General features: G+C 60.7%; 23 protein-coding genes and 1 tRNA gene. 13 read left to right on the top strand and 11 right to left on the bottom strand.

The features are described 5' to 3' along the window. Positions 1-1,029 carry a beta-carotene hydroxylase gene (crtR, locus tag SynBIOSE41_RS01880; protein WP_066904687.1) on the bottom strand — a complete coding sequence of 343 codons (1,029 nt, stop codon included), beginning with the start codon at positions 1,027-1,029 and terminating at the stop codon, positions 1-3. A 54-nt stretch (positions 1,030-1,083) separates the two neighbouring features. Further along, positions 1,084-1,165 (bottom strand) — tRNA-Leu (locus tag SynBIOSE41_RS01875). A gap of 54 nt (positions 1,166-1,219) precedes the next feature. Here SynBIOSE41_RS01875 and SynBIOSE41_RS01870 point away from each other — a divergent pair. Next, on the top strand, positions 1,220-1,756 hold the full coding sequence (locus tag SynBIOSE41_RS01870) for a Ycf66 family protein (protein ID WP_186539424.1): 537 nt from the start codon (positions 1,220-1,222) through the stop codon (positions 1,754-1,756). Between the two features lie 22 nt (positions 1,757-1,778). Further along, complete coding sequence (ileS, locus tag SynBIOSE41_RS01865) at positions 1,779-4,703, top strand: isoleucine--tRNA ligase (RefSeq protein ID WP_186539423.1); 2,925 nt, start codon at positions 1,779-1,781, stop codon at positions 4,701-4,703. Here ileS and SynBIOSE41_RS01860 read toward each other — a convergent pair. Continuing rightward, the gene (locus SynBIOSE41_RS01860; RefSeq protein WP_066904693.1) at positions 4,688-4,981 is read right to left on the bottom strand and encodes a hypothetical protein; all 294 of its coding nucleotides are present in this window, start codon (positions 4,979-4,981) and stop codon (positions 4,688-4,690) included. The genes ileS and SynBIOSE41_RS01860 overlap by 16 nt on opposite strands. Before the next feature lie 2 nt (positions 4,982-4,983). Then, entirely contained in the window at positions 4,984-5,595 is a 612-nt protein-coding gene (locus tag SynBIOSE41_RS01855; RefSeq protein ID WP_186539422.1) for a DUF3177 family protein, read from the bottom strand. A gap of 70 nt (positions 5,596-5,665) precedes the next feature. Between SynBIOSE41_RS01855 and SynBIOSE41_RS01850 the strand changes: the two genes are divergently transcribed. The 4 genes from SynBIOSE41_RS01850 to SynBIOSE41_RS01835 are packed head-to-tail and all read left to right on the top strand — an operon-like array spanning position 5,666 to position 9,961. After that, positions 5,666-6,976 carry an FIST N-terminal domain-containing protein gene (locus SynBIOSE41_RS01850; protein WP_186539421.1) on the top strand — a complete coding sequence of 437 codons (1,311 nt, stop codon included), beginning with the start codon at positions 5,666-5,668 and terminating at the stop codon, positions 6,974-6,976. Then, complete coding sequence (gene trmB / locus SynBIOSE41_RS01845) at positions 6,976-7,683, top strand: tRNA (guanosine(46)-N7)-methyltransferase TrmB (RefSeq protein WP_186539420.1); 708 nt, start codon at positions 6,976-6,978, stop codon at positions 7,681-7,683. Before SynBIOSE41_RS01850 ends, trmB begins: the two co-directional genes overlap by 1 nt. Continuing rightward, the gene (locus SynBIOSE41_RS01840; RefSeq protein ID WP_186539419.1) at positions 7,683-8,981 is read left to right on the top strand and encodes an IctB family putative bicarbonate transporter; all 1,299 of its coding nucleotides are present in this window, start codon (positions 7,683-7,685) and stop codon (positions 8,979-8,981) included. Before trmB ends, SynBIOSE41_RS01840 begins: the two co-directional genes overlap by 1 nt. Continuing rightward, entirely contained in the window at positions 8,978-9,961 is a 984-nt protein-coding gene (locus SynBIOSE41_RS01835; protein ID WP_255475903.1) for a BadF/BadG/BcrA/BcrD ATPase family protein, read from the top strand. The genes SynBIOSE41_RS01840 and SynBIOSE41_RS01835 overlap by 4 nt, the downstream gene beginning before the upstream one ends. Here the strand turns inward: SynBIOSE41_RS01835 and glmM are convergent. Both glmM and SynBIOSE41_RS01825 read right to left on the bottom strand, forming a co-directional pair. Continuing rightward, complete coding sequence (glmM, locus tag SynBIOSE41_RS01830; protein WP_186539418.1) at positions 9,948-11,336, bottom strand: phosphoglucosamine mutase; 1,389 nt, start codon at positions 11,334-11,336, stop codon at positions 9,948-9,950. The genes SynBIOSE41_RS01835 and glmM overlap by 14 nt on opposite strands. An 86-nt stretch (positions 11,337-11,422) precedes the next feature. Further along, positions 11,423-11,626, bottom strand: a complete 204-nt coding sequence (locus SynBIOSE41_RS01825) for a hypothetical protein (RefSeq protein ID WP_066904706.1) — start codon at positions 11,624-11,626, stop codon at positions 11,423-11,425. Positions 11,627-11,651: 25 nt separating this feature from the next. Between SynBIOSE41_RS01825 and SynBIOSE41_RS01820 the strand changes: the two genes are divergently transcribed. After that, positions 11,652-13,733 carry a lytic transglycosylase domain-containing protein gene (locus tag SynBIOSE41_RS01820; RefSeq protein WP_186539417.1) on the top strand — a complete coding sequence of 694 codons (2,082 nt, stop codon included), beginning with the start codon at positions 11,652-11,654 and terminating at the stop codon, positions 13,731-13,733. Here the strand turns inward: SynBIOSE41_RS01820 and SynBIOSE41_RS01815 are convergent. After that, the gene (locus SynBIOSE41_RS01815; RefSeq protein ID WP_066904710.1) at positions 13,695-14,204 is read right to left on the bottom strand and encodes a hypothetical protein; all 510 of its coding nucleotides are present in this window, start codon (positions 14,202-14,204) and stop codon (positions 13,695-13,697) included. The genes SynBIOSE41_RS01820 and SynBIOSE41_RS01815 overlap by 39 nt on opposite strands. A 120-nt stretch (positions 14,205-14,324) precedes the next feature. Here SynBIOSE41_RS01815 and SynBIOSE41_RS01810 point away from each other — a divergent pair, with 120 nt between their 5' ends. Continuing rightward, positions 14,325-14,870 (top strand): thioredoxin domain-containing protein, encoded by a 546-nt coding sequence (locus SynBIOSE41_RS01810; protein ID WP_186539416.1) that lies wholly within the window; start codon positions 14,325-14,327, stop codon positions 14,868-14,870. A gap of 66 nt (positions 14,871-14,936) precedes the next feature. Next, a complete protein-coding gene (gene thyX, locus SynBIOSE41_RS01805) occupies positions 14,937-15,662 on the top strand; it encodes an FAD-dependent thymidylate synthase (RefSeq protein WP_186539415.1) in 726 nt (241 codons plus the stop codon). 30 nt (positions 15,663-15,692) lie between these two features. On the opposite strand, the gene dcd is transcribed toward thyX, so the two are convergent. After that, entirely contained in the window at positions 15,693-16,286 is a 594-nt protein-coding gene (dcd, locus tag SynBIOSE41_RS01800; protein ID WP_066904716.1) for a dCTP deaminase, read from the bottom strand. Further along, entirely contained in the window at positions 16,286-16,894 is a 609-nt protein-coding gene (locus tag SynBIOSE41_RS01795) for a cob(I)yrinic acid a,c-diamide adenosyltransferase (RefSeq protein ID WP_186539414.1), read from the bottom strand. The genes dcd and SynBIOSE41_RS01795 overlap by 1 nt, the downstream gene beginning before the upstream one ends. A gap of 143 nt (positions 16,895-17,037) precedes the next feature. Here SynBIOSE41_RS01795 and rph point away from each other — a divergent pair, with 143 nt between their 5' ends. From rph to SynBIOSE41_RS01775, 4 genes are all read left to right on the top strand, one after another. After that, positions 17,038-17,775, top strand: coding sequence for a ribonuclease PH (gene rph, locus SynBIOSE41_RS01790; RefSeq protein ID WP_186539413.1), 738 nt, complete (start codon positions 17,038-17,040; stop codon positions 17,773-17,775). 75 nt (positions 17,776-17,850) lie between these two features. Continuing rightward, the gene (ntcA, locus tag SynBIOSE41_RS01785) at positions 17,851-18,585 is read left to right on the top strand and encodes a global nitrogen regulator NtcA (RefSeq protein ID WP_066904724.1); all 735 of its coding nucleotides are present in this window, start codon (positions 17,851-17,853) and stop codon (positions 18,583-18,585) included. 58 nt (positions 18,586-18,643) lie between these two features. Next, the gene (locus SynBIOSE41_RS01780) at positions 18,644-19,855 is read left to right on the top strand and encodes a DUF3084 domain-containing protein (protein ID WP_186539412.1); all 1,212 of its coding nucleotides are present in this window, start codon (positions 18,644-18,646) and stop codon (positions 19,853-19,855) included. Beyond that, entirely contained in the window at positions 19,852-20,289 is a 438-nt protein-coding gene (locus SynBIOSE41_RS01775; protein WP_186539411.1) for a resolvase, read from the top strand. The genes SynBIOSE41_RS01780 and SynBIOSE41_RS01775 overlap by 4 nt, the downstream gene beginning before the upstream one ends. On the opposite strand, the gene SynBIOSE41_RS01770 is transcribed toward SynBIOSE41_RS01775, so the two are convergent. Both SynBIOSE41_RS01770 and pth read right to left on the bottom strand, forming a co-directional pair. Next, a complete protein-coding gene (locus SynBIOSE41_RS01770) occupies positions 20,267-20,524 on the bottom strand; it encodes a DUF3146 family protein (RefSeq protein ID WP_066904730.1) in 258 nt (85 codons plus the stop codon). The two genes, SynBIOSE41_RS01775 and SynBIOSE41_RS01770, sit on opposite strands and share 23 nt — an antisense overlap. Then, positions 20,524-21,153 (bottom strand): aminoacyl-tRNA hydrolase, encoded by a 630-nt coding sequence (gene pth, locus SynBIOSE41_RS01765; protein ID WP_186540687.1) that lies wholly within the window; start codon positions 21,151-21,153, stop codon positions 20,524-20,526. The genes SynBIOSE41_RS01770 and pth overlap by 1 nt, the downstream gene beginning before the upstream one ends. Between the last annotated feature and the right edge of the window lie 3 nt (positions 21,154-21,156).

The raw sequence follows: 21,156 nt of genomic DNA, 5'->3' as shown, positions 1-21,156 counted from the left end.
TCAGCGAGAGGAGTGACGCTTTTGCTCGGTTTTGATCGCAATTTGATTGACAAATCCAAGCCATGAACGCCTCAATCGACGCAACGGCATGAACCTGGCCACGCGACGCATTTTCCCCCTGCGGCGTTTATGGCTGCGAACACCGACAAGAATGTCATAGAGGAAGTTATACCCATCACGGCGTGTTTCAAAAATTCCCAGACGTTGGGGTGAGCCTTTGGAATCCAGCAAAGGCTTTGTGGCTTCATAAGCAGGCTTGTAATCAAACCAGGGAATTGATGGCCAGAGATGATGAATAAGGTGGTAGTTCTGACCCATGATCAACCAGTTCATTAACCTGCCTGGATAGATCCTGGAGTTTTTCCAGCGATTACGGGACGTAAAAGGTCGGTGGGGAAGGTAATCAAAAAAGAGCCCCAGAGTCACGCCCACCATCAGAGCTGGAGCAAACCAGCAATTGAAGATGAAAGGGAGAAATTGAAACTTGGCAGCAGCGAGAACAATCACCAGAAACACACTGCGCTCAAGCCCCCACTGCATCAATTCCCAGCGCTTCCACAACCGGCGCTGAAAGAAAAACCACTCGTGATAGAAGAATCTCGGAGCGATCAGCCAAAGAGGTCCAAAGGTGCTCACGATGTGATCCGGATCATTACTTGGATCGTTCACATGGGCGTGATGCTCCAGATGAACCCTCGTGAACACAGGAAAACTGAACCCGAGCAAGAGTGCTGATCCATGACCCATGGCCTGATTGATCCAGGGAACCGGATGGGCCGATTTGTGGCAGGCGTCATGGATGACGGTGCCTTCCAGGTGCAAAGCCAGAAAACCTGTGCTCAAGAGCACTGGCAGGGGCCATCCCGCTGAAAACCAGCCCCAGATGGTCAGTGCGGCCAGCACATAACCACCGATGAACAACCCCAGAGTGAGGTTCAAAGCTGCAGGTGGTGCCAGGAATTCCCTCGGAACAGAGCGCAGGCGCTTCTCGGTGCCTTGCGTTGCAGGTTTTGTGAGAGCCTGTGTCATCAGCGAGGGGAGATTGGCTGACCGCAGAGAGTTGAACCAAATTAGGGAAACGGATGCCCACCGGGGGACTTGAACCCCCACGACCGAAGCCACTGGTACCTAAAACCAGCGCGTCTACCAATTCCGCCAGATGGGCAGGTTGCAACTCTAGGCAGAGAACCAGAATGCACTCAGACACGCGGACGCCTTAATGCTGGCCACAATCGCAGGAGACCTCTGCCTGTTGCTGGGCCTGGCGGTACTGCTGCTGCCATTGCTCGCCACTGAGCTGAGCCGGCCCAGGGATGGGGTTTGGGGGGGCGTTGTGCTGTTACTCGGCCTGGTTCTGGTCACCAGCAGTGACCGTCTGCGCGGCGCACCGATGCTCGCCGTCATCTGCAGCGCATTGCTCATCAGTCGACTGGGAGCAGAAGTGGCCCAATCACGCTGGCAACATCTCAGCCAGGAGGAGCAGAAGCGCCTCCGCTCAAAAGAACGTTGGGCGACAAGCGTGCAACAACTCGGAACTTCGTTCACCACCCTGCTAAGCAATATCGGTTCAGCTTTCGGCAGCCTGAAACCCGAACCACCCGCTGCCAATCGTGAAGAGGGCAGCAACCGCAGCGGCAAACGCTGGGTTCGTCCAGAGGACTCCAACCAGCAAGGCACCCCGGAGCAAACTCCTTCAGCAGCCCTGGAGAAGCCCAAGGAGGTAAGCGCACCCAAGTCGGCCAGCGAGGACGGATAATTTCGTCTGCAGCTGCCCAACCGTGAGCAAGGAGACGCGCGACGCCAATGCCGAAGGACGTCCCTCCTACAAGGACACGCTCAACCTGCTGCAGACCAGCTTCGGCATGCGTGCCAATGCGGTGAAGCGGGAACCGGAGCTGCAGGCGTTCTGGGCAGAACAAGGCATCGACCTGAAGCTCGGCCTCCACAACCCTGGGGCGGTCTTCACGCTGCACGACGGACCGCCCTACGCCAACGGCCCCCTGCATATGGGCCATGCCTTGAACAAGGTTCTCAAGGATGTGATCAACAAATACCAGATCCTGCGAGGACGCAAGGTTCGGTACATCCCTGGATGGGACTGCCATGGCCTGCCGATCGAGCTGAAGGTGCTGCAGTCGATGGATTCCGACCAGCGCCAAGCACTCACCCCGATCAAGCTGCGCAAAAAGGCTGCCGCCTACGCCCGCAAGCAGGTTGAAAGCCAGATGAAAGGGTTTCAACGCTGGGGCATCTGGGCCGACTGGCAACAGCCCTACCTCACTCTTCAGAAGGACTACGAAGCCGCACAGATCAGAGTCTTTGGGGACATGGTCCTCAAAGGGCACATCTACCGGGGCCTCAAACCGGTGCATTGGAGCCCCAGTTCGCGGACAGCTCTGGCTGAGGCCGAGCTTGAGTATCCCGATGGCCACACCAGCACCAGCGTTTACGTGGCCTTCCCAGCGGTTGAACTGCCCCCGGCCCTGCGCGACGCCCTGAAAGCAGAGGGGATCGCCCTGCCAGGCGATGCCGATGCCCTCGGCCAGGCTCTTCAGGTGGCGATCTGGACCACAACCCCTTGGACTCTGCCGGCCAACCTTGCGGTCTCGGTGAACGAACGGCTGGACTACGCCCTGGCCGACGATGGCAACGGGCGACTGCTTTTGGTTGCCGTCGACCTGATCGACTCCCTCGCCAAAACGCTCGAGCTACCACTCGTCCGCAAAGCAACGGTCAAAGGAGCGCTGCTCGCTGGACTGACCTATCGCCATCCTTTGCTGGACCGCACCAGTCCCGTTGTGATTGGCGGCGAATACATCACCACGGAATCAGGCACCGGCCTGGTGCACACCGCTCCCGGACATGGTGTCGACGACTTTCACACGGGCCAGAAAAACGGATTGCCGGTGCTCTGCCCTGTCGACGAGGCAGGAAACCTCACCGAGGAGGCGGGACCCTTCGCCGGCCTCAACGTCCTGAAGGACGCCAACCCGGCAATCATCGATGCGCTTGAGACGGCCAGTGCACTGCTCAAGCAGGAGGCTTACGGGCACCGCTACCCCTATGACTGGCGCACGAAAAAGCCCACGATCTTCCGTGCCACAGAACAATGGTTCGCCTCCGTTGACGGCTTCCGCCAGCAGGCCCTCAGTGCCATTGATCAAGTCGAGTGGACTCCCGCTTCAGGGCGCAACCGCATCGAAGCGATGGTGAAGGAGCGGGGCGACTGGTGCATCTCACGTCAGCGCACCTGGGGTGTGCCGATCCCAGTCTTCTACAACCGCCGTGGAGGCGACGTGCTGCTCAACGCCGAAACACTGGCTCACATCGAAGCTCTGATCGGCGAATACGGTGCAGACGTGTGGTGGGAAAAGGACGAAGCCGATCTGCTGCCACCCGCCTACGCCGAACAGGCGGACCAGTGGCGCAAGGGCACCGACACCATGGACGTGTGGTTCGACTCCGGCTCCAGCTGGGCTGCAGTCTCCAGCCAGAAAGAGACCCTCAGCTACCCCGCCGACCTCTACCTGGAGGGCTCAGACCAACATCGCGGCTGGTTCCAGAGCTCACTGCTCACCTCGGTGGCAGTCAATGGCCATGCCCCTTACCAACGGGTGCTCACTCACGGTTTCGCCCTGGATGAGAAGGGTCGCAAGATGAGCAAATCGCTGGGCAACGTTGTCGACCCGATGGTGATCATCGAGGGCGGCAAGAATCAGAAGCAGGAGCCTGCCTACGGCGCTGATGTGCTGCGCCTGTGGGTGAGCTCGGTTGACTACTCCGCTGATGTGCCGATTGGTGCCGGCATCCTGCGTCAGCTCGCTGATGTCTACCGCAAGGTTCGCAACACCAGCCGCTACCTGCTTGGCAACCTCCACGACTTTAACCCAGGCAGTGACACCGTTGCTGTGGCAGAGCTGCCACTGCTGGACCGCTGGATGCTGCAGCGCACTGCGGAGGTGATGGATGAAATCACGGAAGCTTTCGAGAGCTATGAGTTCTTCCGCTTCTTTCAGTTGCTGCAGAACTTCTGCGTCACCGATCTGTCGAACTTCTATCTCGACATCGCCAAAGACAGGCTCTATGTGAGTGCGCCCTCCGACCGGCGACGGCGAAGCTGCCAGACCGTGATGTCTCTGATCATCGAACGCCTGGCCGGTCTGATTGCTCCTGTGCTTTGTCACATGGCCGAGGACATCTGGCAGAACCTGCCCTACCAGGTGGAGGAGACATCGATTTTCAACCGCGGCTGGCCGACCGTTCCGCCCGAGTGGCGCGATCCCAGCCTCAGTGAACCCATTCAGCGATTGCGCGAGCTGCGTGCTGCGGTGAACAGAGTTCTTGAAGACTGCCGTAGCCGACAGGAACTTGGGGCATCGCTGGAGGCAGCCGTCAGGATCGAAACCCGAAAGCCCGAGCTGGAATCAGCCCTCAACTGGTTGAACGAGAACGGCGACGCGGAGGCTGATGGCCTGCGCGACTGGCTGCTGGTCTCACAACTGCAATTAGGAGGAGAGCCCTGGGCCGAACTCCTGGCCAACCAGACCGATGACACCGCGATCATTGAGGTGAGCAGAGCTCGCGGGATCAAATGCGAACGCTGCTGGCACTACGAAGGCGATGTCGGACAGAACAGCCAGCATCCGGCACTCTGCGGGCGCTGCTGCAGTGTTCTGAATCGACGTGATCACCAGCTGGCCTGAGCCAGCAGGTCGTCCGGTTTCAGAGGGCCGACAAGACGTGTTTCGCCGGCGGGGTCCAGAGGGCCCTGAAGCAGTTCCGCCCAGTCCAGACGGGTTCCCTCGGGGATCACCGAGGCGTCTGGATCGAAGGCTGTTGGATGGGTCGTGCTGCTGCTGAAGCCACGAAAGATCAACAGTTCAAACGGCTCATCCAGCACAAATCCGTGCAACCTCACCACCCGATCAGGGCTCAGACGCGTGCGCTCTTCCAGCCCCTGAACCAGAGCGATGGAGTCCATGGTCAGAAATCCCCTGCAACCCTTCCCTGCTTGGGAAGGCGCACCAGAGCCCACTGCAGCAGACCCACGACGTAAGCCACCAGCGCCACGTATCCGATGAACGCGGCAACGGCCATCGTCCACTCACCGCCGAAGACGAAGTCAAACACCCGCTCTGCGACCCGATGCAGCCCCTGGGGCGCTTCCAGCCACACCCGACAGGCTGCACCCGCCAGCTGGCGGGTGCAGCCCAGTGCCGAACCGGACATCACGGCTGCAAACACAGCGAAGACCGTGAGGGACCATCGCCAGACCCGCACCGTGAACGGCAGCGCACGACCCGGAGGGCCGTCGGCCAGCTCCTCATTGAGGTCAACCCAGAACCACAGAGACGCAGCCATCAGAAGAGGAGCGAGGAATGCCGTGAGATAGCCGATCGGCCGTTGATCAGTGAGCAACAGCACGCTGATGGCCAGCAGGCTCGCCACTTTCCAGTAGATCCCGAGCAGCCTCACAAGGGCAGGATCACGTCGCAGCCCCGACCAGATCAGAAGCACCAGCGGAATACCGAGAGCAATCGTTGCCCCCAGGCGATAGGTCAGCCACACCAGGGAGCGTGTTGTGAAGTCGGACACCGGCCAGGGACATCAGAGGGCCATTATCACGGTCATCCAGCAGGACGAAAGGATTGGTATGGTCCAATCCATGGTTCCGTTCAATCCTCTCGACTGGTTCCGGAGCCGCGGGCTGCAGGCCCGATGCCGACATGCCCTCTCCGGCAAGCCTTCTCTTGAGGACGCTGCCCGGGAAGTGACCAGTGCTCTGGGCTCGAATGAGGCCGATCTGGCGTTGGTCTTTATCTCTAGTCACTTCGCGAGCGACTTGACCCGCCTGCTCCCCCTGCTGCAACAACGCCTCAACGCCAAACACTGGCTGGGTTGTCTGGGTGGGGGTGTGGTTGGCACCACCACCTCAGGGGAAGCCCATGAGCTGGAACGCACTCCAGCACTCAGCATCAGTCTCCTCAATCTTCCAGGGGCTGAACTGAGCAGCTTCAGTCTCGACAGCAGCCAACTTCCAGATCTTGATGGAGCCGCCAAGAACTGGCAGGACTGGGTGGGGGTGAACCCTGCTCAGAGCCGTTCGATGTTGCTGCTGCTGGATCCGGGATGCGATGCCATCAACGATCTGGTGAGCGGACTGGATTACGCCTACCCCGGCATCGCCAAGGTCGGAGGCATCGCCGTTCCTCACAACGCTGATCATGGCTCCCTTCTCTACGGAAATCAGGTCGTCGGGGGAGCAGTGGGGCTCAGCATTGGCGGAACCTGGAGCCTGGATCCAGTGGTCGCCCAGGGATGCCGACCGATCGGACCGGTCTTCGCCATCGAACAGGCTCAACGCAACGTTCTGCTCGAACTGAGTGACGGTGACCGCCGCGCCAGTCCTGTGGCCTGCCTGCAGCGTGTGCTCGCTGATCTCAGCGCCGAGGACAGAGAACTGGTACAGCACTCACTGTTTCTTGGTGTGGAGCGAGAGGAATTGATTGCCGATGCCATGCTGGCTGGGCTGAATCAGGGCGGCGTATCAGCCGACCGCCCCGAAAGAGCCTTCCTGGTGCGCAATCTGATCGGCGTTGATCCCCGCAACGGCGCTGTAGCGGTTGCCGATCGCGTCCGTGCTGGACAAAACGTGCAGTTCCAGCTGCGGGAAGCGCAGGCCTCAAGAGTGGAAGCCCGCCAGCTGTTGCAGACCCGGCGTGATCAAAGCAGCGACGCAGCACCGCTGATGGGAGTCCTGTTCGCCTGTCTGGGCCGGGGCAATGGCCTGTTCGGAAGCCCCGATGGCGATGTAACCATCGCTCGCGAGGTCTTTCCGCAACTTCCGATTACCGGCAGCTTCTGCAACGGCGAGATCGGACCGCTCGGGGGTGCCACCCATCTGCATGGCTACACCGCCTGCTGGGGTCTTTTGCGCTGCGATCCTCCCGAGGCTGAGGCTGCGAAGCGGTCCTGATGCGGCAGCACGTCAATCCCCTCAGCCGCTTCTTTCAGCTGCCTCTGGAGCTGCCGGGTCCCGATCAACTTTTCGACTCAGCACATCGCCCCATCCATCTGGATATCGGCTGCGCCCGAGGCATCTGTCTTCTGGCGCTGTCAGCACTGAAACCCGACTGGAATCATCTCGGTGTGGAAATCAGGCGTCCGCTTGTGCTGGCAGCCCAGCGTGACCGCGACAGACTGAAACGACACAATCTTCATTACCTCTTCTGCAACGCCAACATCAGCCTGGAGGGATGGCTTGCGGAGCTCTCCACGGATCAGCTGCAACTGGTGAGCATCCAGTTTCCGGATCCCTGGTTCAAGCGTCGCCACCGCAAACGCCGGGTGATGCAGCCCTCGCTTCTGCTGGCAATCGCGGCGGCGCTCAGCCCCAGTCGCGAACTGTTTCTGCAAAGCGATGTCCTGGAGGTGGTGGAACCGATGGTGAACCTCGTGGAACTGAGCGGTTGCTTCGAGCGTCCCAGCGAAGACAGCCGTCCCTGGCGAGCCGACAATCCCCTGCCGGTGCCGACGGAACGCGAGCGCTACGTGGATGAGCAGGGCCTGCCCACCTACAGGGTGCTGTACCGCCGCAACAAACAGCCCTTACCGGAGCGGGAAGAACTGGAGATCGCCTGGCAACGGGTCGATAATCCGGCTGATGTTCCTCTCAATCACTGATGGCTGAGGCTTCGGCGCCAACCCCATGGTTGCTGCGCTGGCAAGGGCTCCTGCCAGGTTCCGCGGCACAGCAGAAGCGACTTGGCGACCTGGCGGGGATTGTCCTGATCCTGCTGATGGCTGGACTGCCGGTGCTCACGCGAACAGGCCTGGGCCTGATCGTGCTGGCCTGCGGAGCCCTCTGGCTGCTCTGGTCACTCACGCGCACTCCCGCTCGCATTGGCGCGATCAGTGGCTGGCTGCTGCTGTTCCTGGCCGTGGCAGTGCTGGCCAGCGGTGTTTCACCCGTACCGAACGCCGCCGCCAAAGGACTCCTGAAACTGGTCAGCTATCTCGGGGTGTATGCACTGATGCGCCAGTTGCTGAGTGTCAGGCCTGAATGGTGGGACCGTTTGGTCGCGGCCTTGCTGGGAGGATCTCTGCTGAGCAGCTTGCTGGCATTACGTCAGCTTTACGCTCCAACAGAAGAGCTCGCTCGTTGGGCCGATCCCAACTCGGTGGCGGAGGGCACCATCCGCATTTACGGGCCGCTTGGCAACCCCAACCTGCTGGCGGGGTATCTCGTTCCCATCCTGCCCATTGCCATCGTGGCGATGATTCGATGGCGTGGCTGGGGGTCCAGGCTCTACGCCGCAACCGCACTGATTCTTGGCTGTGCTTCAACGCTGTTCAGCTACAGCCGCGGAGGCTGGCTGGGCATGGTGGCCTCGGTCGGTGCACTGCTGCTACTGCTGTTGCTTCGCTATATCCGCCACTGGCCAGTGTTCTGGCGAAGGCTGCTGCCCCTGGCGCTGCTTGTGGTGACTGGGCTGGTGCTCGCCATTGCTGCCACTCAGCTGGAACCAATCCGCACCAGAGTCGCCAGCCTGCTGGCAGGCCGAGGCGACAGTTCCAACAATTTCCGCATCAACGTCTGGCTGGCAGCCATCGACATGATTCAGGACCGTCCCTGGCTGGGCATCGGCCCAGGGAATGCAGCGTTCAACAGCGTTTATCCCCTCTACCAACAACCGAAGTTCAACGCCCTCAGCGCCTATTCAGTACCGCTTGAAATCCTTGTTGAAACAGGCATTCCTGGCCTGCTCGCCTGCCTTGGGCTCGGGGTTGCCAGCATCCGCAATGGCTTGCGTGCACTGACCGCAGACTCAGAACTTGCTCTTCCCTGCCTGGGCTGCCTGGCGGCCATTGCCGGATTGCTGATCCAGGGTGCAGCCGACACGATCTTCTTCCGCCCGGAAGTGCAGATCAGCGGCTGGTTCTGTCTCGCCACCCTGAGCCAGATGGGCCGGAACTCTTGAACAGGCCCCTGCCCATCCTGGCTGGATTTGATGCCGGTCAAACCAAGTGCCGCTGCCGGCTCAGTGTCTGGGAAAACGGCAAGCTGAAGAGAGTCGCTGACGGCTCAGGGCCTGGAGTCAGTCATCTGGATGCCGATGACGGCGAACAGCGCTTTCGCTCTGCCATCCGCTCCAGCCTCAACAGTGCCCGACTCAACTGGACACAGCGATTGGGACTGCATCCCGACGAGGCAGAACCAATCACTGCTGCGGCTATCGGAGCAAGCGGCGTCGAGGTTGGGACGCCTCTGCAGGCGAGGGGCGGAGCGCTTCTTGCTTCAGAGCTGCAGCTGCCCGAAGCTCGCTGTCTGGCCACCGGCGACGAACGCACCGCCTTGCGGGGCGCATTCCCCGATCAGGCGGGCATCGTTCTGATCAGTGGCACCGGAATGATTGTGGTTGGTCGGGATGCCAATGGCCGCGAGCATCGCTGCGGGGGCTGGGGCTGGCGTCTGGATGGCGCGGGATCTGCCTTCGACATTGGCCACCATGCACTTCAACTGAGCGTGAAGATGGCCGACGGCCGTGCTGCTGATGGGCCCCTGCGCCAACGGCTCTGGAATGCGCTCAGCTGTCACAGCTCCGCCGACCTCAAATCTCTCGTGGTGAGCCCTCTCCATAAGGTCGCCGACCAGGCGAAGCTGGCACCGCTGGTCGACGAGGCAGCCGCACAAGGAGATGCAGCCGCTCGGACAATCCTGCAGCAGTCGGCCTCTGCTCTCGCTCAGGCAGTCGCGGTCACTGCTCATGCACTCGATCTGAAGAGGCCATCACTGGGCGCCCGCGGGGGAGCACTGGAGCATTTGGCGGAGTTCCGTTTACTCGTCAACAAAGCAATCTTCGAGCTGCTGCCGGAGAGCAACTGGCAGTCAGCATCGGGGGATGCCTGTGATGGTGCGCTGGCCTGCGCGCTGGAACGTTCCGCCCTTAAGCCACATTGAGATGGCGGTCGGCAGCCTCAGCCAAGCGACCGGTCCAGAGTTCCACCACATCCGCTTCTGCCGCCTCCACCATCACCCGCAACAGAGGTTCGGTGCCGCTTGCGCGCACCAGCACCCTGCCGTCGTCGGCCATGGAACGTTCTGCTTCGTCGACCAGCTCTCGCAGAGGGCCGCACTCGGCCCAACCCTTGCGACGCGCCAGGTCTGTCACCCGTACATTGACCAGCTTCTGGGGGTACGCCTGGAAGCTGCGGTCAAGCCAGTCCTCCAGATTCATCTGCTGGCCATGGCAGAGAGTGGCGAGCTGAAGCGCCGTTAGAACCCCATCTCCGGCGAGTCCATGGGCGGAGGAAAGGATGTGTCCGGACTGTTCACCTCCGAGAGCTGCACCACTGCTCACCATGGCCGCGTGCACATGCTGGTCTCCCACAGGAGTCCGCTCCAGCTGACCACCTCTTGCCTGCCAGGCCCGCTCAAATCCAAGGTTGGACATGACCGTGGCGACAAGGCGCTGATCAGGCAGAGCACCGCTGTCCTGAAGCACAGACCCCCAGAGATAGAGAACGTGGTCACCATCAACCACGCGGCCACGACCATCGACCGCAAGCATCCGGTCGGCATCACCATCGAAGGCGAAGCCCATGGCCGCGCCACGATCGATCACGGCCTCACGCAGAGGGCCGAGATGGGTGGATCCACAACCCACGTTGATGCGTTCGCCGTCGGCGACTCCGTGCAGAACGGTGAGGTCGGCCCCAAGTGAGCGGAAGACCTCTGCACCGCAGGCGGTTGCTGAACCCCAGCACAGATCGAGCACGATCGGCACGCCATCCAGACGCTGATGCTGAACGCTGCTCAGCAGACTGTCGCGATAGTGCTCCAGCAATTCAGCACGGTGGCTTGCCGCACCACAGGCGCTCATCGACCCAGCTGCATCAGTTTCTCCACGCAGACCGGATTCGATGCGGCGTTGCAACGCAGAACCCAGCTTGCTGCCGTCAGGCCCGAACACCTTGATGCCGTTGTCTTCAGGCGGGTTGTGACTTGCGGAAACCATCAGTCCACCCGCTGCCTGCAAGCGACGGATGAGGCCTGGAACCGCCGGAGTGGGGCAAAGGCCAAGCGTCCAGACCTCGCGACCTGCCGCCGTGAGGCCTGCAGTGAGAGCTGACACCACCATCGAACCGCTGCAGCGGGAATCCATCCCGATCAGGACAGGACCATCCGGTGGCAAAACGCGTCCACACCAGAAACCCACCTGCAATGCCAAAGCAGGAGTGATCGCCGAACCGACGCGCCCCCGCAAACCATCCGTCCCGAAACTGACCTCGGGGGATTGGAGTGAACCAAGCGGATGGGCAGCGGAAGAGGCCATGAGGTCTCATTTGTGGACTGAACCTTAAGAGCCTTGAGACAACCGATCTCTGAACCAGTGACAGGGCCTCAGCCGCACGATGCCAATCAGTTCCATCGCTGAGGCACAAGCAGCAGTGCTGCCAGCTCAAGCAGAGCCCACAAACCCACCAGCAGCACGACCCAGCCAGGCAGCCACTGCAACGGCCAAAGCCAGCGCAGGCCCCACACCACAAAAGCCAGCCCTAAGGCCACAACCAGGCGCAAGCGTTGGCGCTGGCCAGGCCGGGGTTGCCGACGCTGAGCAACCATCCAGTTCGATCCTGCTGGGCACAGAATGCCAGCAGTTTCCAGCCATGGCTTGAACGCTCGAGAGACCCGCGGACCGCTGCTTCTCGGCGGCACCACGCTTCTGACTGTTCTGGCGATCCTGGGGGGTCGCGCCATGTTGCGCAGTCAGCACAGTCCGATCACTCCGAAGTGGAGCGATGCACAGCTCTGGAGGCACTACCGCTGGTCCGCGAACCCTGAGCAGCGACGAGAAGCGGCCTTGATGCTGGGCAGCCGCAGCAGTGATTCTCCGCAAAGGCGCAGGCACCTGCTGACCGGACAAGGCTGGGGGCCAGCCCCATTGGCCGCCGTCGCCCTCAAACAACAAGCTCTGGCAGCAAAGTCGCTGGGCCGCAACCAGGAGGAGCGTCAGCACTGGCGCGATCTGCTCCGACGTTTTCCCACTTCGCTGGCCAGTGCCGATGCCCGCTATCACCTTGCTGATCGCCAGCCACAACTGAGGGCCGAGCTGCTCAGACTTCAACCTGCCCATCCCGCTGCTCTGGCGGCCGCCGCCGAACTGCCGGACGCCGCCGACCAGACTTTGGTCCAGGCCAATGCCCTGCATCTGGCGCGATGGGGAGCCAGATGGCCAGGAGCGAGGCGACTGCTTCGCCAGGCCTGTGGCGACATCACAGGCCAGGGACTTGAGCAGCAGCAGCGTCTGCAACTCGCCGCGGCCCTGGCTGAGCTTGGTGATGGCCGATCCGCTGAACTTTGTCTACAGGGAACGCCCCTGGCACCGTCGCAGGCTCTGACGATCGGGCGCACACTGTTGCGAGCCGACAAGGAACAGCAACAGCGCGGCGAAGCGATGTTGTTGCAGCTGGCCAAGGATCATCCGGATAGCCAGGAAGCGCTGGAGTCAGCAGCGTTGCTGAGCGAGCCCTTGCGTCCGAAACAGGCCTTGATCGACGCCTTGCCTGAATCCCTCCAGAAACGGTCAGCTGATGTGGCCGCCGCACGGGTCCGTCTGGCAGGGGGCGAGGGAGGGCTGGTCGTGCTCAAACGTTGGCCAGGCCATCCAGCCAGCTGGCAACTGCAGTGGGACCTGGCTCGTGACGCACTCCTGACCGGTCAATGGGAACTGGCACGGTCATGGTTGGTTGCGATCCCAGCTGAACAGCTTCCTGACCCCCTGCGTGCTCGCCAGCAGTTTTGGCTGGGGATGAGCATGGACAAACTCGGAGACAACAACGCTGCCAGACAGATCTGGCAAACCCTGACGCGTCAGCAGCCGCCCGGTTACTACACCTGGCGAGCTCAGGCCAGGCTTGGATCTGACAACTTGCCTGCTCTCTCAGGAGACAAGGTGATCACGGCCACAGAGGCTGACCGTCTGAACTCTGACCAGACCTGGAGCCCTCTCAACAGCGGTAGCCCGTTGATTGATCAGCTCTGGCGCCTTGGCATGAATCAGGAGGCCTGGGAGACCTGGCGCAGCGATGCAGGCAACGCCGATCCATCACCACAGCAGCTCCTGCGGGAAGGCCGGCTTCGACTGGGGGTGAACGACCACTGGACCGGTCTGAGCCGGCTGTGGCGGGCCAGCCTGCGACTGGTGTCCCCGGACTGCAACACGCGCCAGTTGCTGCACAACAGTCTTCACCCCAGACCGCTACTGCCTCTCTTCCTGGCCGCTTCAGAACAGGAGAAGGTGCGATTGGAACTGCTGCTGGCCATTGCCCGCCAGGAATCTCGCTTCTCGCCTGGCGTGGCTTCACCCGTGGGTGCCGTGGGACTTCTGCAGCTGATGCCAGCCACTGCCGCGGAACTGGCAGGAGAAGAGCTCAGCAACGACGATCTACGCGAACCGGAGCGCAATGCGATTCTCGGAGCCCGCTATCTGGCCGATCTGCTGGACCTTTGGCAGGGCAACCCATGGCTGACAGTGGCCAGCTACAACGCAGGGCCGGGGGCAGCAGAATCATGGGTGAGCGCTGAACTGGAAAAAGACCCTGAGCTGTGGGTCGAACGCATCCCATACCCTGAAACCCGTCTCTACACCAAGAAAGTGCTCGGCAATCTCTGGGCCTACCTGAACAACAGCTCAGGCAACGATCGCGGCACTGATCGCTGCACCGAATGAAGCCGGGGGGTTGGGCAGATCTTGCCCGATCCAGATGCCGGCGATCACGATCACCGCAAGCCAGAACGCCATCAGCTGCGGAGGGGGAACCACCTTGATACGGCTCAGGTCAAGGCGCGCCAGCAGGGTGGCGGACCCCAGAATCAGCACATCGGACAACAGGCTCAGGCTGAGAACGTAGAGGCCAACGGTGATCAACAGCGTGAGAGTGACCACCAAGCTGAGGACGCGACTCGATGCCATCAGCATGGAAAGCTGACGAAGCAGCAGATCGGGCATCGTGCAAATCACCACCACCACCACCGCCTGGATCATCTCGAGAGCCCAGAACGTGCTCACCGAAATCGAATGGGCCTCAGCCAGCCAGGCCTCCTGGATCGCCCAGTGATGGCCGAGGAACAGCGACACCACGAACAGAACGATCAGCAGCGGGGCCCGAAGCGGCAGCAAGAGGAAACGCAAGACGGGCATCGGCTTGGGGCAGATTCGCGGCGGACAAGCGTCGATCAACGACGCGATCATCTGCGGTCAGACGCTAGCAACAGCAAGCGGTTTGTCCTGTCAGAGTGGTGTCATTGATGTCAGTCCGGGATGAGCGACAGCGCTCCAAACTCCAGTCTCACCACATTTCAGAAAGTTCTGCTGCTGGTTTCAGCCCTGGTCTTGGCTGTCGGCCTTTTCCTGGTGCGCAACGGCGGTTCGATCGAATCGCCGCTTGATCAGCTCGCCAGACGTTCACTCTCTCCGGAAGTGGCTCTCAGCAACGGTCGGCCCACGATCCTTGAGTTCTATGCCGACTGGTGCGAGGTCTGCCGGGAGATGGCTCCAGCGATGCTTGAGGTTGAGCAACGCCACAATGCCGATCTGGATGTGGTTCTCGTCAACATCGACAATCCGCGCTGGCTTGACCTGACCGATCGCTACGACGTCACCGGAATTCCTCAGCTGAACCTGTTCTCTCCGGACGGCACAATGCGAGGTCGCTCGCTCGGAGGCCGCAGTGAAACCGAGCTGGATTCGATCGCCAATGCCTTGATTGAGGGCAGCCCACTTCCAGCACTGGCCGGGGTGGGCAGCACCAGTCCTCTTCCGGAGGCCGCCTCGGCGGATTCCACCGGTCCACGAAGTCACTCATAACCCCGGTTAATGCTGACCGGGGAGGCGATGATCGACCGACACCCGTACCCGAAACCTCAAAACCTCATGGATTCCCGCTTCCGGGTCGAACTGATCGCCGCCACGCCCAATCCCCAGCAGAGCGTGTATGCCGGCATGCACCAGGACTACAGCGAGGGATTCGTGGTGATGGAACGCGACCAGTGGCCGAACGAAACGCGAGCTGGGGAAATCTGCATCAAACGGCTGCTGGGTGGCATGAAAGGCCATTACGGCCCACTGGAACATGCCCAGATCGTGCTGAACGTGGGCTGGTTTCCTCACTCGGTGATGCAGCAGGCGCGAACGCACCGGGTGGGAGTGAGCTTCGATGTTCAATCGATGCGTTACACAGGCGAGCGGATCTGCCGTGCGGCTGATGGGGAACTGGATCTTGAGGAGGTGTTCTATCTGCGGCCGGTGGGTGAGTATCGAGACCGGCTGGGCAAGAAATACACCTACGTCCAGGAACAGAGACTGATCGATCTGAAACTCTGCCAACTGGCAGCGGAGCGCTATCGCGATCTGTTACGCGAAGGCTTTTCCGAAGAGCATGCCCGAGGCATCCTGCCGTTTGACTACAGACAGCATTTTGTTGTCAGTTTCAGTCTGCGAGCCTTCCTTCACTTCCTCGATCTGCGTTCCAAACTTGACGCGCAACAGGAAATCAGAGAGCTCTGTGACTTGATGTGGCCCCATCTCCAGAGCTGGGCACCTGAGTTCGCTGACTGGTACGAGAAAAACCGCCTGCACAAGGCGCGATTGGCTCCCTGACCGAGAGGCGAGATCCATGTCTTGTCGGCCTTAAACCTTGGCCAGTGTCACCTTTTCAGGTTGATGCTGGTATTTGCCTTGGCGATCGCTATAGGTGGTGTCACAGGGATCGCCTTCGAAAAACAGCAGTTGGCAGATGCCTTCATTGGCATAGATGCGGCAGTCAGCTCCTGAACTGTTGCTGAATTCAAGCGTGAGATGCCCCTCCCAGCTGGCTTCAGCCGGTGTGGTGTTCACGATGATTCCCAGACGTGCATAAGTGCTTTTGCCCAGGCAGATCACGGTGATGTTCGGCGGGACCTTCATCTTTTCCAGAGCCACACCCAAGCCATAGGAATGGGCTGGAAGAATGAAGTAGTCACCATCGTCATCATGGTGAAGCTCTGTGGGCTCAAGATTTCCAGGATTGAACCGTTTGGGGTTCATCACTGTTCCAGGAACATGCTTGAAAATCAGAAATTCCCGAGGCGATAAACGCAGGTCGTAGCCGTAGGAGGAACATCCAAAGCTGAGAACAGGTGCAAGCTTCTGTTCAGGATCCAGATGACGAATCAAGCCTCTCTGAAAGGGTTCGAGCATGCCTGCGGCAGCCTGTTCCGTGATCCAACGGTCGTTCTTGAGCATCAGAAACCCCTACGCAGTTCCGTCACTTGATCGGCCAGGCCCATGAGAGATTCCGGGATCGACGGTCCTGTGATGATCACATCCATGGAACCAGGGCGTGCATCCAGGCTGTCACGCACCTCAGCTTCGTTCAGATAGCCCAGTGCGATAGCCAAACCGAGTTCATCCAGCACCAATTGATCGAGATCACCACTGGCGAGGTGGCGGCGACAGATCTGCCAGACCGCCTGCACAGCATCCACAGTCGTGGGTTCAGTTGAGCTGGCCGGATCTGAAAGACATCCCATCACTGCAGGCCTCATCCAGACCATGCGATCGCAGAGCGTGATCGCCGCATCAGGCCCCTGTGCGACTCCACCCTTGAGGAACTGCATCACTGCGACACGGCTGCCAAGCCCAGCGGATCGCAGTGCCTGACTGAGCACTGTGCCGAAACTGCCTCGATACGGGGCGGTATGCACCTGCAACTGCCCCTCAGGAGCCACCAGATGCAGTGGCTGATGAGGCTGAAGCGAGGGCAGGGGATGCAGGCCGGTACGGTTCAGAGCCCGTTGATCGGCGCCGCTCTGCTCGCGGGAGCGATGGCTTGGGCTCAGGCTGGCTGTCATCTCGGTCGCTTCCGTCGTAACTGGAATCGAATCGACCCAGCGGAACTCGAATCTAGCGGCGAAAATGCAAATCACAATCCCTTTGACACCATCCCTGGTGTCTCTAGGCCAACTGGCAGGCTCAAGATCCCGAACCTTTCCCCATGAGCGAACCCCAGCGCAACGTTGATCGCCAAGATGGCCGCCAACCCGCCGACCTCAGGGCCTTCTCTGTCGACTGGGATCCCATGGGTTTCGCTCTGAGCTCCGTCATCGTTCGCACCGGACGTACCACCGTGCTCTGCAGCGTCTGCCAGGAAGACGGTGTCCCTCGCTGGCGACGTGATCAGGGCCTGGGGTGGCTCAGCGCTGAATACCGACTGCTGCCGGGATCCACTCCTGATCGTCAGCGCAGGGAACTGATGAAACTGTCAGGACGAACCCAGGAGATCCAACGCCTGATCGGCCGCAGCCTTCGCGCCGCAATCGACATGGGGGCTTTGGGTGAGAACACACTGCTGATCGACTGCGATGTGATTCAGGCGGATGCGGGGACCCGGACAGCGGCCATCACCGGCGCATGGCTCGCCCTGCAGAAGGCCTGCGAACGGCTGCTTGCACAAGGCCGCATCAGCACCAATCCGGTCATCAACCAAGTGGCAGCGGTCTCTGTGGGCCTGATCGAGGGGCATCCTCTGCTTGATCTGGACTACAGCGAAGACAGCCGGGCCGATGTGGATCTCAATGTGGTGATGAACAACGCCGGCGATCTGCTCGAGCTGCAAGGCACTGCCGAGGGTGCACCATTCAGTCGCCGGCAGCTCAACAGCCTTCTGGACCTTGCCGAACCAGGGCTCAAGCAACTCATGGCCGCACAGCTGAATGCACTCCATGGGGACTGAGCCAGAAGAACCGTGTGCGTTGCTACAGGGTGACGGCGCATCGCTCCTTAACTTCCCCGCATTGATGCGTTGGTCATGGCCGAAGTGATGCGCGGCTTCAGTCGGACTGCTCCCCAACCTGGGCGATCCACAGAGACAAGCCTGACCAATGCGCCCAACCCCGCCAGCAGAACCCTGCTGGAAGTGATCCGTGATCTGGATGGTGCCAGCACCGAAATGGTGGAGCGGAACAAGACAATCTTTTTCCCTGGCGACCCCGCCGAACGCGTCTATCTGATCCGAAGGGGGGCTGTACGTCTGTCGAGGGTGTACGAGTCGGGGGAAGAGATCACCGTTGCCCTGCTGAGGGAAAACAGCCTGTTCGGAGTGCTCTCACTGCTCACCGGGCATCGCTCCGATCGGTTTTATCACTCCGTGGCATTCACCAGAGTGGAGATGGTGACAGCACCAGCGAGCTCCGTGCGCCAGGCGATCGAAGCGGACACCAGCGTGGGATTGCTGTTACTGCAGGGTCTCTCCAGCAGAATTCTGCAGACCGAGACCATGATCGAAACACTCACACACCGGGATATGTCCTCCCGTCTGGTGAGTTTTCTGCTTGTTCTCTGCAGGGACTTCGGCATGCCTGGGTCCCAGGGCATCACCATTGATCTGCGTCTGTCTCACCAGGCCATCGCTGAAGCGATCGGATCCACCCGTGTCACGATCACGCGACTGCTTGGCGATCTACGCAATTCAGGCCTGGTCGAAATTGACCGCAAGAAAATCACCGTTCTCGATCCGATTGCACTGGCCAAACGTTTCAGTTAATCCCTCGACAGGTGAAGATGGGCAGCACCTCAGCGGCCTGCCGCATGTTTGACCGTCCGTGACCGGCTGGCTTCTGCTGCTGTCCCTGTTGATCCTCGGGGGGGTGCTCTCCACCCTTGGTGATCGACTGGGTTCAAGGGTCGGCAAGGCCCGGCTGAGCCTTTTTGGTCTTCGCCCACGTCAAACCGCGGTGGTGATCACAGTGCTGACGGGGAGCCTGATCAGCGCCCTGTCGCTGGGGCTGATGCTGCTGGTGAGCCGTCAGCTGCGGGTTGGACTGTTTGAACTCAACGACCTGGAAGCACGCCTGCGCAGCAGTCGCTCAGATCTGAAAGGAAGCCGCAAGGCTCAACGCAAGGCCCGTCAACAACTCGAGGAGGCTCGCGCCGATGAAATCAAAGCCAGGAAGATCCTGGCTGATGCAGAGGCCCGGGCCGGTGAGCTGCGCAGCACACTTCAACCGCTGCAGGAACAGACGCGCCGACTTGAAGCTGAACGACAGAGACTCAGCCAGGACGTGCGCAACCGCGATGCGGAAATCCAGCGCACGGATGATGAACTTCAGGCGGTGCGCGAACGCATCAGCTCCGGTGAAGCGGAGCTCCAGCAACTGGAGGAGAACCTGCTGGCACTGCGGCGTGGAGATGTGGCCATCAGCAGTGGTCAGCCACTGGCCACCGTCACGCTCAAGCTGGATCGTCCTGATCAAGCCCGGCAAGTGATTGACCAGGTGTTGCGGGAAGCCAATCTGCAGGCCTTTCAGAAAGTTCTGCCAGGACAGGCACCTGATCGCCAGATCATCCTCGTGCCCCGCCAGGACATTGAAAGACTGGAAAAAGCCATCCGAAAACCTGGCACCTGGGTGGTGCTGCTGCGCTCAGCGGCCAATGTGCTGCGTGGTGAGCGAGTGGTTTACGCCTTCCCGGATGTACGTCCCAATGTGGCCATCACCATTGAGGGAGAAGTTCTGGCCAGAACCACTCTTGCCAGCCAGGACACCAACCCGGAAGCGGTGCGAAACCGCATCAACCTGCTGTTGGCATCCACCCTGGCAGAGGTACGCCGACGGGGGTCGCTCAGCCAGGGACTTCAATTTGATGCCAACGGCGTCAACACGCTTGCCCGGGAGCTGACCGAACGCAGTGGTGGACTGGTTGAACTCGAAGCGGTGGCCGTGCGGCGCAGTGAAACCGCCGATCCCATTGCCATCGAGCTGCGTCCGAGCCGCCGGCTGCGCCCAAGATCGACGCTCCAGGACGACACTCCATGAGCTGGATCGTCTCGGTTGACCCTGGACGCAACAAGTGCGGCCTTGTCCTGGTCGATTGCGGCAATAACTGCGTCATCGAAGGGCGAGTGGTTGCAACTGAGGATGTACGGGACACTCTTCAGTGCTGGAAGCAGATCGCACCCATTGAAGGCATGGTGCTGGGAAATGGCACAGCCAGCGACAGCTTGAGAGAGCAGCTGCCTGAAGATCTTCCCGTCAAGCTGGTGGATGAGCGCGGCACCACACTTCAGGCACGCAAGCGGTATTGGCAGCTGTGGCCCCCCAAGGGATGGCGGCGATTGATCCCCCGAGGCCTGCTGCTACCACCCACCGAACTGGATGCCCTTGCAGCCCTGGTGATTCTTGAATCCGAGCTCGGTCGCGAGATCCTCTGGCCTGGTCCAGCCCCACTCAGAAACGGGCTCGCACCGTAAAGCTGTAGTCACCGCCGGCTTCAAGCCTGTAGTCGGATTTCACAAGGAACCGAAGCAACGCGTCCTGAATCAGCGCTCTGCCCAGGGAGGGCTCCACGCTCAGCTCACCCCGGTCAAACAACCAGTGAAAGGTCCAGGTAAAGCCACCCGCCTGAACCTCTCCCTGCAGACATTTGTCTCGGAAGCTGTGCTGGTGCACCCGGAGATGAGCTGTGGTGACAGGCAGGGGCGCCATCAGGCCGGTTCGCCATCAACAGCAGGAGCCAGATTCACTGCATTGATGGCATTCCCAGCCCGATCCAGGCCTTGTCGCTGAATGTGATCGAGGCCTGACAACACTTCGCGCAGCACGTCCTGGAGCAGAGGTTCCTCAGCACGGTTGAACTGACCGAGAACATGGGAGATCATGCGGGCACGACGCTCCTCGGGATTGCGGCCGGGAGCGCCGATGCCAATGCGAAGGCGGGCGAACTCCTGTGTGCCGAGGTGCTGAATGGTGCTCTTCAGACCGTTATGTCCACCAGCACCTCCCTGCGCGCGCAGGCGCAGCCGTCCTAGCGGCAGATCCATGTCATCGACGAGCACGATCAACTGGTGAATCCCTAGATCAAACCAATCCAGTGCCGCACGGATCGAACGCCCGCTGTCGTTCATATACGTCTGTGGCATCAGCAGCCTGAGTCGATCACAACCTGAACCGACATCAGCGAGATCACCCTGAAGCTTGGACATCGGCTTAAAACGCCCACCTTCACGGTCTGTGAGCAGTTCAAGAGCCATGAACCCGACGTTGTGGCGGGTCGATGAATATTTTTCACCGGGATTGCCAAGTCCGACCACCAGACGGAGGTCTCCACGCTGGATCAC

The organism is Synechococcus sp. BIOS-E4-1 (assembly GCF_014279995.1).
GTDB lineage: Bacteria > Cyanobacteriota > Cyanobacteriia > PCC-6307 > Cyanobiaceae > Synechococcus_C.
Note: the sequence above shows the minus strand (reverse complement) of the source record. Positions and strands in the feature narration are given on the sequence as shown.